This is a genomic window from Maribacter orientalis (assembly GCF_900109345.1).
GTDB lineage: Bacteria > Bacteroidota > Bacteroidia > Flavobacteriales > Flavobacteriaceae > Maribacter > Maribacter orientalis.
Genome location: NZ_FNZN01000002.1, coordinates 90,372 through 103,976, shown reverse-complemented (window position 1 = coordinate 103,976; position 13,605 = coordinate 90,372). Strand labels below are relative to the sequence as shown.

The following is a 13,605-nucleotide window of genomic DNA, read 5'->3' as shown; positions in this document are numbered from 1 at the left end:
AACTATTGTAAAATGGCATCGGCCTCTATTTCTACCAAATAACCATCGCCTACCAATTTAGCTTCTACTAAGGTATTTGCGGGATTAATGCCTTTAAATCGCTCGCCGTGGGCTCGGGCCACAAGTTCCCAATCAGCGAGATGATTCACAAAAATTCGGATACGCACTACGTCTGCCAGTGTGCCACCGAATGAGGTGATAACACCTTCAATTTTATCAATAATAAAATGGGCCTGTGCTGCGGGATCGCTGCCGCCAATCATTTCACTGCCATGGGTAGCGGTAGTGCCAGAAACATGAATGCTATTTCCGATTTTTACTGCTCTGCAATATCCTGCAAACTCTTCCCATTCGGTTCCACTAAAAATCTGCTCTCTATTTTTTCCAGTTTTGACAGGTGTGAAAGCCTTTGGTATGGTTTCTAAATGGTCGCTTAAATCGCCAGAGGCAGTCAAAAATGGCGGTTTTCTATATTCGTCTCCACAATCCCCAGGTATCATATTTAATTGAAGCTGGGCATGTTTAATGGCGTCGATGTCTTCAGTGTCAAGTTGAATGTCGAGCATTCGTCTATTATCATCAATATGCTCACTTTCTCCCAATCTGGCCCCAACGATTACCGAAGCGACTACTTCACCTTCTAAAATGAATCTACTGGCAATATTCGCTATAGAGACATCATGCTTATCTGCAATCTTTTTTACTGTTTGCAATAGGTTTTGGTAGGGAGTCCAACCTCCTGCTGCATCTATAAAGCGTTTGTATTTCATTTGTGACCAAGTGGTCAATTCTTCGGCAGTAGGTTCATTTTTCCCCAACCATTTATCGGTTAGGAAGCCACCTGCTAATGTTCCGAAGGTTAATAATTTTACATTGTATTCACGACATACAGTGGTCATATTTCCATTTGCACGTTGGTCGATTAAAGAATGGCAAATTTGATTGCTTACAATGGGAATTCCACTAGCAAGTGCAATACGCAAATGTGCAGCATCGAAATTGGTTACCCCTAAGTGCTTAATTAATCCTTCATCCTGTAATTCCTTCAAATAAAAAAGTCCGTCTAACCAGCTTGCATCTGGGTAATACCAAGCGTGAAACTGCAAGAGATCAATCGATGGTTGTTGCATTCTATCTAGAGCTGTATTAACTGCCGCCCTGACATCTTCTCTAGTGATTTTCCCTGGTTTTGGCACCCATTTTGTAAACAGCTGTACGTGGTCTTTATCGTTAAGACTATTTTTAAAAGTTCCTGCAATTATTTCACTAGATCCATAATGATCTGCCATGTCAAAAGAAGAGAGTCCGGCATCTAAATAAGGCGCCATAAATTTAGCGGTTGCTATCGGGTCTAAAGTGTTACCATTTCGTTCCATATCGGCTATTTGCCATAAGCCTGTTACAACTCTAGAAATCTCTAAGTCTTTTGCCAGTTGAATTTTTGTATGCATCTTTTATTCTTCAGGAAGTTTTAAAAATAATTCTTTTAATTGGGCATTCTTTTTCTTCAGTCTATTCCAATTAACACCGAAAATAATACTTGCTATTCCCATTACGATAAGCCAAATAGGAGTAGAGTGAAAATACCAAGCTGTGGTTTGGGCGGTTAAGTCTTTAAAGGTATGGATGCCTAAAAAGGCAGCGAGTGTAAAAATGCCAAGCCACCCGATCCATAATTGTAAAGTCCTGTTTTTTAAAACTGAAATTTGGTTTGCCAAGGCAGGATTGACTTTGGTAATCGCTACTAAGGTGATGCACATGAGCAGAAAGTTAACCATCATAGAAGTTACCATAATATCGATGCCTAAAAAGAAATCGCCTGCATAATGCGATCCTAAAACACCTATGCTAGCCATTGTCCCAGCAACGAAAAGTGCAATATGTGGCGTATTATTTTTTTGATGAACCTTAGCAATAGATTTTGGAAAAATACCATCTTTTGCCCAAGCGAACATTAATCTTGAAACCGATAGAAGCATGGCCGGTAAATCATTGATCAATGCGATTGCGGCACCTGCTAAAATGGCTATTCCCAATCCAGATGGTAATACGTAACTCAGAAGGCCAGGTGCTGAAATATCTTTTACCATAGCTTCCTCGGCCACAAAGCTCCACGGTACAATATGATAGACTGCCGAAGCGAATAAGAAGTAGAAAAGACCAACACCAACAATAGCTAAAAGAATAGCCCTTGGTAGTGTTTTTGTCGGATTCTTAGCTTCGCCACCTGCTTGTGCAATAGAATCAAAACCAATAAAGCTAGAGAAAAGCAAAGCGGCTGCCGATAGGAATATACGCCAGTCAAAATGTATGTTTGTAATAGGTTCGAAAGTGCGTCCCGTTTTTTCTTGAAGTCCGGTTAAAAAATCGGTAGAATCATATAGTAGACCTGCTACAATCACAATTCCCCCTAAGGCGAACATTAAAAACATCATAGGGAGTAAAATGCGTTCATAGCTTTTAACGCCACGCACGTTAACAGCGACAAAAGTCCAAATAAGTGATAAGGCAATAGTAACCCTTATCCATCCAACTTCTAGTCCATTCGAAATTTCTTCCCAACCTAAACTTAGGGTTACGTCGCGAATAAAAGGTACGGTTACATAGGCAATAACACCAATAACAATAGAAAGTCCAAACCATTGAGAGAAGCTGGCAACAAAGCCTAAATATGGATTTAAGCCACGACTTGCGTAAATATAACTACCGCCAGCTCGTGGCATCGCAGATGCTAAAATACCATAGGCCAATGCTGCAAATAATGCAGGTATGGCGGCAAAGGCAAATGCGGGAAGAACGTAAGGCCCTATGCCGGGTACATTGCGCTGAATCATAAAAGGAACAACGTTTATAGAAGCACCTAACATAGAGCAGACTCCTGTAGCGGTAAGGGCCAAGAGCCCCATTTGACGTGTTAGTTTTTTAGAAATTATTTTGGTCATGATGATTTGAATTGCAATTTAGTTGCTATTCCTGACCAAGATAAGATCGTACTCCCGTCATTTCCCAACGGCCTAAGGAAATAGGAATGCTACCCATAGCATTTAGTTGGTCAAAAAATGCACGCATCTCGAAAGGCTCGTTTTTTGACTCTTTCATTCGCGCATACTCTGCTAGTGTATTTTCTAAAAGATATTTTCCAGTAATATAACTAGTGCCGTAACCTGGTTGTCTAAGATATAGATGTTGCTCAAAAAGTAATAGATCTTTTTCTGTTTTCATCCATCCTCTCGGGGTGTAGTTCGAATGAATACTACCAGCTTCTTCAGAGGTCATTTCGTTGGCTTGCGCGTATAAGGAACCCAAACCTCTTGCCGCACGTTGTGCAATCATAATGTAAACGATTTCCCTAGAGCGCGGCTGGTCATCATACAATCCGGCATCCATAAACATTTCTTCAACAGCTGTTGCGGTACCTTCATTTCTAGAATCGAATATGTTATATAGTAAAGCTTCTTTTCTGATTTCTCTAGAATTTGGTTCATTGTCCATTCTAGCTAATTCGAACCAATGGTAAAAATGGGAATATAATGGACGTTGATCGTAATGAGCGGTTATCCAAAAAAAGTTTCTTTTCTCTTTAGGAACAAAGGCGCCTAAATGTTCATTAAGGGCAGGTTCAAAATAATCTTTCACCGTAACCATTTCATTTTTGTCGAGAAAAGTAAGAAGACTTTTAGCGGAAGCTTTTGCCCTAGTATCGTATTCTTCAGGAGAACTGGCATCTTTTAATGGTGGTAGGTTTCGATTTCTATGTTCTTCTAATTTTAAAGCAGACCATGCTCTGGTAAGTTCTCTTTTCAAGAGCATGACTTCATCTTCCCATGTTAAAGGAACTAAATGCACATTTTGCAAATACCAGGTGTAGTTTTCTTTACCAATACCAGATGGACCATTTTTGGAGCGAGCCTCTTCCCGAAGCCAATCGGCCAAGCTATTTGTAGATTTTATAGCGTCATCAATAGCGGATATTAATTTTCTATTTTCTGCTATTCCTGAAAGACTTTTCATGTCTTCCAGGTTTATACTTTGAGTTTCAATATCACGAATACCGGCAACCCATAAGTCTTTGGCATTACCCGTTAAGTTTATTTTAGCCTGGTCGTTAATAACCGGAATTACCTTTAAAGCGGCAAGTAATTTTGCCCCATTTTCTTTGTCGAGCGGAAAGGTGTATTTCCATACATCTATAATTGCGTGGTGCGCAGGACCTTCATGTGCTGGCACATCACTACGGTCTGTCCATATGGTAGTATAAAACGCAGGATCTCTCACCCAAGGCTTAAGCACTCTTTGGTTAAAATCGTACCCATTCATTTCGGCATTGACAATGTGCCAATCTACTTTGTTTGCTATTGACCAGCCTGTGGTGTCAATAGCATAAAGTTTTTGCTGAATAGTTTTGAATTGAGGGTCTCTATTAACAAAGGTTGTTTCAGTGTAATCAGGAGCACCATCTCTCAAAGGTGGTTTTTCGAATAATCGCCATTCTTTAAAAATTTTCACCAACTCTTCATTCGAATCTTTGTCTTGGGATATGGCAGAATTCGGAAAATTGGCTACTAGCAAGATGAGCAAATAAAAAACTGATTTCGGAAAGGTGGAGTTGGTCATTTTTAGATAGTGATTGGTATATGAATGCAAAATAAGAATAGTGAATCAATGAACCAATATTCTTTAGATGTTACTTGAAAATAATCTATTCGTATATACTTATAAGATTTTCATATTAGTTGTGTAAAAGGAAGAATACGTATACGAGGTTTATAGAATAAAAAGGGAAAGGTCGAAAGTTAAAATGTGTTTGATAGGTATTTAATTGACAGAAGTATTATTAACCCATAAAGAACCAAAGCATCCCTTGTTTTTTTTGAGTTAATTTTTTAATTGTGAATTGCTTTATTTGTAATTTATATTTGAAATATGTTAAACAAAATTGTATTAATCTTGTAATACAGGTATGTATTATCTGAGCGCTGATCCAATTTTCATTGGAAATCTTTTAACGATAGAGCAATCTAATATCAATTATGAATAAAAACTTTTATTTTCTTGAAGACGGTGGTGAAATGGGCGAATTGATGCGTAATAAGGATTGGTCGAAAACGCTAATAGGATTGCCTGAAACTTGGCCGCCAGCCCTTAGAACAACAATGAGTATAATGTTAAATTCCCCTTTTCCAATGTTTCTTTTTTGGGGTAAAAAACTAAAATGTTTTTATAATGATGCGTATAGACCAAGTCTTGGAATAAATGGAAAACACCCGTCGATTTTAGGTATGAGCGGTAAAGATGCTTGGCCAGAAATTTGGGATGATATTTCACCTTTGTTAAAATCAGTTACTGACAAAGGAAATTCTATTTGGAGAGAAAATCAACTCATTCCTTTTTATAGAAATGGTAGAATCGAAGATATTTATTGGACTTTTAGTTATAGCCCAGTTAAAGATGAATCAGGTAACGTTGCAGGTGTATTAACACTATGTACTGATACGACTGAAGCCTTTAAGGCAGCTAATAATTTGCGTGAAAGTGAGCGTCGTTTTCGTGAGATTGCCGACCTGTCACCGGTTTGGATATGGATAACCGATACCGAAATAAATGTTCAATATGCAAATAAGGAGCTACTTAAATATATAGGCATAGAGCACTTCTCTGATTTTACAGGGCAAGTATGGAAAGAGGTTGTACACCCTGATGATATACATTTAGTATATGCTGGTTTTGCTCAAGCTGTAGAAAATAAAGCTGAAATTGATGTGGAATTTCGAGTTAAGAATGCCTCAACAGAAGGTTTTGAATGGTTTAAAGTTTTAGCCGTTCCACGTTTACTAGAAGATGAATTAATTGGTTTTATTGGCACTGCCATGAATATTGAACAGCAAAAATCTTTCTCAAATCATTTAAGAAGTGAAGTTGATATTCGTACTAGAGAACTTGCAGATAGCAATATAAAACTAGAACTAATGAACAAAGAACTTCAATCGTTCGCCTATATTTCTAGTCATGACCTTCAAGAGCCGCTAAGGAAAATTCAAATGTTCGCAGAAGTATTGATGGAGCGTGAGTATGATAATTTATCTAAAGCAGGTAAGGTGAAATTCGAGAAAATACAATCTGCAGCAAATAGAATGCAATCGTTGATTAATGACCTCTTGGCTTATTCACGAGCCGATACTGAAAAAAGGACATTCGAACTTATCGATTTAAAAACGGTTATTGATGAGGTTAAAAATGATTTAGGTGAAGAGTTGGCTAAAAAACAAGGTAAAGTCGAAGTATTGAGTAGCTGCAAGCTTGAGGTAGTCCCATTTCAGTTTCGTCAATTAATTTATAACCTTTTATCGAATTCGGTAAAATATTCTAAGTTAGATGTACCTCCTGTCATTAGAATTTTAGGGGAGACCATAGATGGTTCAGATAGTGATGATATGCTTTTAATAACAGGTATAAGCTACGCTAAAATTACAATAACCGATAATGGTATAGGGTTCGATAAACAATTCTCTGAGAAAATTTTTGAAGTCTTTCAAAGGTTACATTCAAAGCAAGAATATATAGGCACAGGTATTGGTTTGGCTATTGTTAAGAAGATAGTTCAGAACCACAATGGTTTCATTAGTGCACATGGTGAACCTGATATCGGTGCCGTATTTCAAATCATTATTCCAAGTAGTCAGTTAGCCATATCTTAAAAAAACTGTTTTCAATTTTTTATAAGGAAACTATATGGATTAGAATTTATAAGAACTTTTTATTTTTTTCAATAGCACGAAATGTGCTTTTGAAAACATTGAAAAAGTATATTTTTTTAAGGCTGGATTCAAAAGTGGTAATAATTTGCCGTATTTTGTTATTGGATGTTTTTTGAAAACAATAAGTTTACAAACTTTTAAGAAGCGTATTAATTGTAATGTGATGAATGGAGTATAGTTTCATATATGACTCTGAAAAGATGGTTAATGAATTATTTCATAGAACAATGGTCGCAGCCGGGGTTGATTTTGAAATTTTGCAAGACGGAACCATTAAGTTTTTAGATGATTTAAGTGAAGAGAAGCTTAAATCAATCTCTAATGAGCTTGATGATTTTGGTGTTAAAATTCAAACGAAAGAGAACCGTGATATCGTTGAGGAAATCAAGATTTATATAAAGAGAATGGTGCATGACGGTGATATTCGAAATGTGAAAATTTCAGAACTACTCTCAAATCAATTGGGTTTCAGTTATCCATATCTTTCAAATCTATTTTCTAGTAAGACATATACGTCTATAGAGAATTTTTATATATTAGTGCGAATAGAAAAGGTGAAGGAATTAGTACTCCTAGAAAACACAAGCTTAGGTCAAATAGCACATGATTTAAGTTTTAGTAGCGTTCCACATTTATCTAATCAATTCAAAAAAGTAACTGGGTTAACAATAACCCAATACTTAAAGTTTAGAAAAAAATAAGAAGAACTATTCTTCAACCAATATGAAATTTGAAAATGAATAAATTAAAAATACTTCTTGTAGATGATGATGAAGATGACAGGCAATTTTTTGCAGATGCATTAGAGGGTATTGCGCTTAATACAGAATTACGTCAATTAGAGAATGGTAAAAGCTGTATGGAGTATTTGCTTCAAGAAACTGATAATCCGCCAGATTTGGTTTTTCTAGATTTGAACATGCCTATTATGAATGGTTTCGAGTGTTTAGAAGCAATTCGTCGTACACCCCATTTAAAAGATTTATTAGTGGCCATATATTCAACATCATCTGCAGAAAGAGATATTGAAGAAACTTTTGAAAAAGGTGCAAATATTTATATTAAAAAGCCTTCAAGCTTTAGTGAATTGAAAAAATCATTGAAACAAGTGGTCAAAATGAATTGGGCATATCATTTAAATGATTTCAAAAAAGAGAATTTTTTATTGAAAATATAATTTTTCATATTAGACTGAATTAAAAAAGTTGTTTCGTTAGGAGCAACTTTTTTAGTTTTAGCATTAGTCAATTCGAATTAATACCACGTATTTAGCAGTAATCTATTTTTGAGGTTTAAATTTCAGGTATACCTATGACAAGAATTACATCAGATAGTTTTTTTAAGAATATTGTCGATGGTTCTAATGACGCTTTAGTATTTGTGTGTCCTAATGCTGAAAATTCGAAAGACATTAATCACTATGTAATTACATATGCAAATAAAAAAGCTGAATCACTTTTTGGAAATACGAAAGAAAGTATTCAGAATAAGATAATAAAAGAGTTGCCCAAGTTTTTCGAATTTGGCGAGTTACTAAATCATTTAAATTCAGCAATAAAGTCAAAAAAACAGGAAGCTTTCAATTTTGTTCAAAAGGTCGGTCACAAGAATTTGAACATGCACTTTAAAATTGAAAGTCATGATACCGGATTATTACTAAGCATTACAGAAGCTAAGGTGTATTATGTAGTCGATAAAGAATCGAATTTGCCAGAGGGCGATTTAAAAGCTAGAATAAATGAGCTTGAAATTTCTAATTTATTTAGTTACCGAGTTTTAGATAGTTATGATAGTATAGTCTCTTATTTAAAACCAATATTTGATGATAATAAGGTAATATCTGATTTTAGAATAGATTATATCAATAATCGAATAGACGATATTACCAAAGAAGAGCCAGAATATATTATTGGTAAAACGCTCTATGAGTATTATCCTAAAAACTTAGAAAATGGGGTATTTGAGATATTAAAGAAATGTTATTATAGTGGAGATAATCAAGATTACGTTAAGGAATTTTTCTTTAACAAACAGCCATACTGGTTGAGTAATAAGGCCGTAAAGATGAATGACGGTATCATACTTTTTTCAAAAGATATAACCCAAGAAAAGAAAAACAAAGAACAATTATTTATACAGAATAGATTGCTGTTAGAGGCTGAACATGTGGCGAATATTGGAAGTTTTCGCTGGAATTTAGGAAAGGAAGAAATCAAATATTCTGAAAATTTGTATCACATGTTCGGCTTTGAGCCTAAGGAACTCGATAGCAAATATGACCGTTTATTAGCTTTTGTACACCCCAATGATATTGAAAAAGTAAAAAATAGTTTTCATGAGTCTCGAATTAGTAAAGCTAAAACTGACTTGGTTTTTCGCATATATACCAAATCTAATGATTTGAAGTATATGAATACTATAGGGGAGTGTTACCAAAAAGGTGGAAATTGGTATATGGTTGGGGTAATACGTGATGTTACCAAGCAAATAGAGGCAGAGTCAAAACTACAAGCGAAAAATGCTGAATTAAAAAGAACAAATTCAGATTTGGAAGCCTTTAATCGTGTTGCAAGTCATGACTTGCAAGAACCTTTGCGTAAAATTCAAATGTTTGTCAGTCGCTTGAATGAAGAAGAAAAAGACACGATGAGTTTAAGGTCTCAAGGATATTTAGAGAAAGTAAAATCTTCTTCTAATAGAATGCGTAATCTTATTAATAATCTACTATCCTATTCAAAAGTAGATGAGGTTGAAGAGCAACCGAAAAGAATAGATTTAAATGATGTGCTAACAAATGTATTAGATGATTTAGGTGAGCGAATAGACGTTATGGATGCTGATATTACTTCAGATGCTTTGCCGGTTGTAAATGGCGTGCAATTTCAGCTCGAACAATTATTCGCCAATCTTATAGGCAATTCTTTAAAATACGTACATCAGGAAACGAAATCTAAAATTCAAATAAAAAGTAAAGTTGTATCCCATGAAGAATTACCACCTGAACTTTTATCTTTCGGAGGGGGTTACGTTAAATTACAATTTATAGATAATGGTATAGGCTTTGAGAAAAAGTACCAGGAGAAAATATTTGAAATTTTCCAAAGACTACATGGTAAAACTGAATTTTCAGGTACTGGTCTAGGATTATCAATTTGTAAAAAGATTGTACAATCGCATAACGGAATAATACAAGCAAAAGGCGAGTTAAATAAAGGAGCCGAGTTTACAGTATACTTGCCAACATTAATTTAAGATAAGGTATAGATTAAAGCTATATTTTTTGCTAAGTCTTAAAATTGTGTAACACCTTTTAAAAATGGTGTAACACATTAACACGTCATAGAGGTGATATTTGTAACAGCAAACAATCGGTCTTTATGAAAAATCTTCAATACGCTAGAGTTGGTACTGTAAGAACTAAAGCTAATTACAGACAGTCGGCAAATAATCATCAAAGTACTACTGGTTTTGTTGAGAGCATCAAAAGCTCAGAACATAATTTAATCAATAACACTATAAACAATATATCATGCAAGTAGTTCATAATCAATTAAGTTACTTTAATAATATTTTAGGAGGAAGTATTTCAAGTTTTGAAGGTGATCGTATATTACAATATGATAACGAAAAAGGAACAGGTAGAATTCAAACAGTTTCTTTAAATTCTGGTATATCTTATTCTGAATATGATTTGGACTTGGTAGAAGATTTTAATTTTGATTTGAAATTGGATGAGAACCGTAGTTTGTATTTTATTTATTGTTTAGAAGGTAATTTTAATTTTACCAAAGGGGGAGAAATATCTAAAGTAGAGGCCTTACAAACAGTGGTAGTTGGTGGTTCAAATGAGATTATTAATATTAAATTAAGAAAGGGCACAAAATCTAACTTGTCTGTAATAAAGGTGACTCAAGATAGTGAGCACTCGGTTAAAAATAATGATGGTTCTGAATTGTATGATCAACTATTTACATCGTTCTTAAATGAAGATAATAGTGCTCATATTGGAACTTTTAACCTGAAGATTAAGGAGCAGTTATTACAAATTCGTGCTATTACTCAAAAGGGATTGGTTAGAAAACTGTTAATTGAAGGTATTGTTAATTTCACTTTAGCTCTCGAGATTCTTCACTGTAAGCAAGATATTGAAAGTGAAGGTCAAGTAAGTACGTTGTTAACTAAAAAAGAGCTTTTAAGAATAGAGGAAGCTGTAAATGCAATTAAAAGAAAACCCGAATTTCCATATACCGTTACAGATTTAAGTAAAGAATATGGCCTTTCGCCAACAAAACTACAAGAAGGGTTTAAAGTTATGGAAGGTACTACGGTAACAAACTTCATAAGAAATGAGCGTCTTATTCTGGCAGAAGAATTAATTCAAACGTCGGACATGAATATTTCTGAGATAGTTTATTCTATAGGATTCACAAGTAGAAGCTATTTCTCAAAGATTTTTAGAAATAAATATAAGTGTACTCCTAAAACATATTTAATGAACATTAGAAAAGTATCACTTTCTGCATAAGTGCAAATATTAAGTTAGAGAAAAAGCCAGCTATAGCTGGCTTTTCTTATTTTAAAAAGTTTGTTTTATGATGATATAAAAGTTGTAATGTGCTTTTTGTAAACAGAATATATAAAAATCTATACTTTCTGATAAGGATTGTATTTTTTAGATAATTTGGCCAAGTTGTTAATTTGCTTGCAAAAGCAAATTGGGGGGCATCCTTAATCAAGTAAACTTGAATTAAAAAAAACTAATTGGTGGTTTTCTATAACCGATAGCAGAAGATGGTTGGTAAACGACGGTATTCATTTAAATAGAAATAACAAATTCGGGTTCTACTTTTATTCCTTCAGTACTGTTTACATAACGAAGACATTTATGAAGTAGTGTCTTAAGTTGATTGTATGATGATGGCTTTTGTAAGTATAGCGAAGCACCCATTTCTTTTAATCTATCAATTTCTTTAGGATGATAAGAAGTTGAATATATGATTACTGGTGTATGAGCATATTTGGCAAGGTCTCTAATGTCAGAAAGACATTCAAATCCGTCCAACATAGGCATTTTCAAATCTAAAAATATAACATCTGGTTTTTCGATAGTTGCAGAAAGTAAATCAGCCATTAAATCAACACCATTGTTAAATTCGAAAATTTTAGATGGTATTGGTATCTCCCGTAGTGCATCAGAAAAAAAAGTTCTGTCATCACTATCATCGTCTGCGAGATAGACATTTAGTAAAGCTTTGTTCATTATAAATAAATCAATTAAACTTAAAAACTAGGTGTTATACATAAAAAAGTTATAGTAAAACACAACTGCAAATTAAAAATTAGGAGTTTCAATCAGTAATGCTATTCACTAAAAATCTAACTCAAAACCTAATTATTTAAATCTATTTAATTTTTTATTCACTATGTAAATAGTTAGCCTACCTATAATTATAAATTGAGTCTGTTATTATTTAAGGATGTACGTTAGTAATGAATATGATTAACTCAGTAATCTGACAATTTTTATTGTCGCAGACAAATTAATACCTGCTGTTAAAGAGATACACATTTTATTTCATTCAAGAATTAAGGTTGATGAAACTTACAACGGTGGATCTGAAATAAGATTTTTGATTTTCTTCCAAAATTGTTTTGCAGTAGAACTAGTAGGTTCGACCAAGTCAGATAGCATACTTAAATTTCTTCTAAATTGTTCAAATTCATATTTGGTGGCGTGATTCTCGTTAATTGGATAATAGGCCATGCCCCAGTTAGGAAACGTCCGTTTGCTAATTTCATCATCAGAGAAAAGTGTTACATTTTTATGACGATCATCTTCTTTGATCTTTACATAAAGTGCTTCAATCTTTTTTTTATCACCTTCCAATAATTGAACAAATCCTCCATTGTAATAAATTAAACACCCTGTTATACCATCACGTTGATTGTTAAAACGAGCTTTTTCTAAAAGCTCTTCCATTTCTATGCCCTGCACAGTATTGGTTGCAGTAGACTCATAAGTTAAGGTGTACATATCCAAACAAATTATTCCTAATCGACAAAATTAGTAAAATTGTTAAAACGAAAATATAGTTACCTAACGGTGATATTTTTACAAGGTTTTACCGATTACCTATAGTTAAAGTTGCAATTAAGAAATAGAGGGGAAGTGAGAACCTAAAACAAAAAAGCCCCTAGAAGGGGCTTTAAAGTGATCGCAGGAGGATTCGAACCTCCGACCGTCTGCTTAGAAGGCAGATGCTCTATCCAGCTGAGCTATGCGACCGACACCATTTTTTCAAATGTGGGTGCAAACTTAGTGAAATTTATAGACTGGTAAAACCAAAATCAATTAAAAATTTTATTATTTCGTGTATGTGCTAAAATACGGCTAGGACCTGCTATCATATTGGTCGAAATTCTCCCATAATTGATCTAAGACTTTATAGAATATTTCAAATTCTTCTTCGGTGATACCCAAGGTGCTAGCCTTTCTTAAATCCTTAATAAAGGGCATAACCTCTTTCATAAGATTAGTGCCTTCTTCAGTCATTACCAATTTAAAGCGTTTTTGGTCATCTCTAAATCTGGACTTTCTTAATAGACCTTTTTTGCATAAACCACTTATAACCCTAGATGTTGTTGCTCGATTTCTAAAATTTGATTTGGCAATATCTGCCTGTGAGGCATCTTTACCTTCTAAGTGTACACGTTGTAAAATAACCCATTGCTCAATAGTTAAATCTATATTGTTTTCTGCAAATACCTGTAAAAAAGTACTTTGTACTTTTTTTAGGGTACGGTCAATGTAAACGCCGAATCCCTCAGTCCTGTCCATAATTTTCGTGCT

The 13,605-nt window shown here is 34.3% G+C and carries 11 protein-coding genes and 1 tRNA gene; 5 read left to right on the top strand and 7 right to left on the bottom strand.

The genetic code is table 11. The features are described 5' to 3' along the window. Positions 1 to 2: 2 nt before the first annotated feature. The 3 genes from BMY56_RS04070 to BMY56_RS04060 are packed head-to-tail and all read right to left on the bottom strand — an operon-like array spanning position 3 to position 4,614. Positions 3 to 1,451, bottom strand: coding sequence for an aldo/keto reductase (locus BMY56_RS04070; RefSeq protein ID WP_091620296.1), 1,449 nt, complete (start codon positions 1,449 to 1,451; stop codon positions 3 to 5). A gap of 3 nt (positions 1,452 to 1,454) precedes the next feature. Further along, on the bottom strand, positions 1,455 to 2,942 hold the full coding sequence (locus BMY56_RS04065) for an APC family permease (protein WP_218144547.1): 1,488 nt from the start codon (positions 2,940 to 2,942) through the stop codon (positions 1,455 to 1,457). 25 nt (positions 2,943 to 2,967) lie between these two features. Further along, entirely contained in the window at positions 2,968 to 4,614 is a 1,647-nt protein-coding gene (locus BMY56_RS04060; RefSeq protein ID WP_245737134.1) for a hypothetical protein, read from the bottom strand. A 416-nt stretch (positions 4,615 to 5,030) separates the two neighbouring features. On the opposite strand from BMY56_RS04060, the gene BMY56_RS04055 reads away from it, so the two are divergent. The 5 genes from BMY56_RS04055 (at position 5,031) to BMY56_RS04035 (ending at position 11,280) form a co-directional block, all read left to right on the top strand. Then, positions 5,031 to 6,695: a PAS domain-containing sensor histidine kinase gene (locus tag BMY56_RS04055; protein ID WP_091620293.1), complete on the top strand. Its 1,665-nt coding sequence runs from the start codon at positions 5,031 to 5,033 to the stop codon at positions 6,693 to 6,695. A gap of 227 nt (positions 6,696 to 6,922) precedes the next feature. Further along, a complete protein-coding gene (locus BMY56_RS04050; protein WP_091620290.1) occupies positions 6,923 to 7,456 on the top strand; it encodes a helix-turn-helix domain-containing protein in 534 nt (177 codons plus the stop codon). A 35-nt stretch (positions 7,457 to 7,491) separates the two neighbouring features. Next, complete coding sequence (locus BMY56_RS04045) at positions 7,492 to 7,932, top strand: response regulator (protein ID WP_091620287.1); 441 nt, start codon at positions 7,492 to 7,494, stop codon at positions 7,930 to 7,932. A gap of 134 nt (positions 7,933 to 8,066) precedes the next feature. Further along, positions 8,067 to 10,007 (top strand): PAS domain-containing sensor histidine kinase, encoded by a 1,941-nt coding sequence (locus tag BMY56_RS04040; RefSeq protein WP_091620284.1) that lies wholly within the window; start codon positions 8,067 to 8,069, stop codon positions 10,005 to 10,007. A gap of 277 nt (positions 10,008 to 10,284) precedes the next feature. Then, positions 10,285 to 11,280 (top strand): helix-turn-helix transcriptional regulator, encoded by a 996-nt coding sequence (locus BMY56_RS04035; protein WP_091620282.1) that lies wholly within the window; start codon positions 10,285 to 10,287, stop codon positions 11,278 to 11,280. A gap of 291 nt (positions 11,281 to 11,571) precedes the next feature. Here the strand turns inward: BMY56_RS04035 and BMY56_RS04030 are convergent, their stop codons facing one another. The 4 genes from BMY56_RS04030 to BMY56_RS04015 form a co-directional block, all read right to left on the bottom strand. Then, entirely contained in the window at positions 11,572 to 12,015 is a 444-nt protein-coding gene (locus BMY56_RS04030) for a response regulator (protein ID WP_091620279.1), read from the bottom strand. A gap of 342 nt (positions 12,016 to 12,357) precedes the next feature. Then, on the bottom strand, positions 12,358 to 12,789 hold the full coding sequence (locus tag BMY56_RS04025; protein ID WP_091620277.1) for a BLUF domain-containing protein: 432 nt from the start codon (positions 12,787 to 12,789) through the stop codon (positions 12,358 to 12,360). Between the two features lie 178 nt (positions 12,790 to 12,967). After that, positions 12,968 to 13,041 (bottom strand) — tRNA-Arg (locus tag BMY56_RS04020). Between the two features lie 105 nt (positions 13,042 to 13,146). Further along, a complete protein-coding gene (locus BMY56_RS04015; protein ID WP_091620274.1) occupies positions 13,147 to 13,593 on the bottom strand; it encodes a MarR family winged helix-turn-helix transcriptional regulator in 447 nt (148 codons plus the stop codon). Between the last annotated feature and the right edge of the window lie 12 nt (positions 13,594 to 13,605).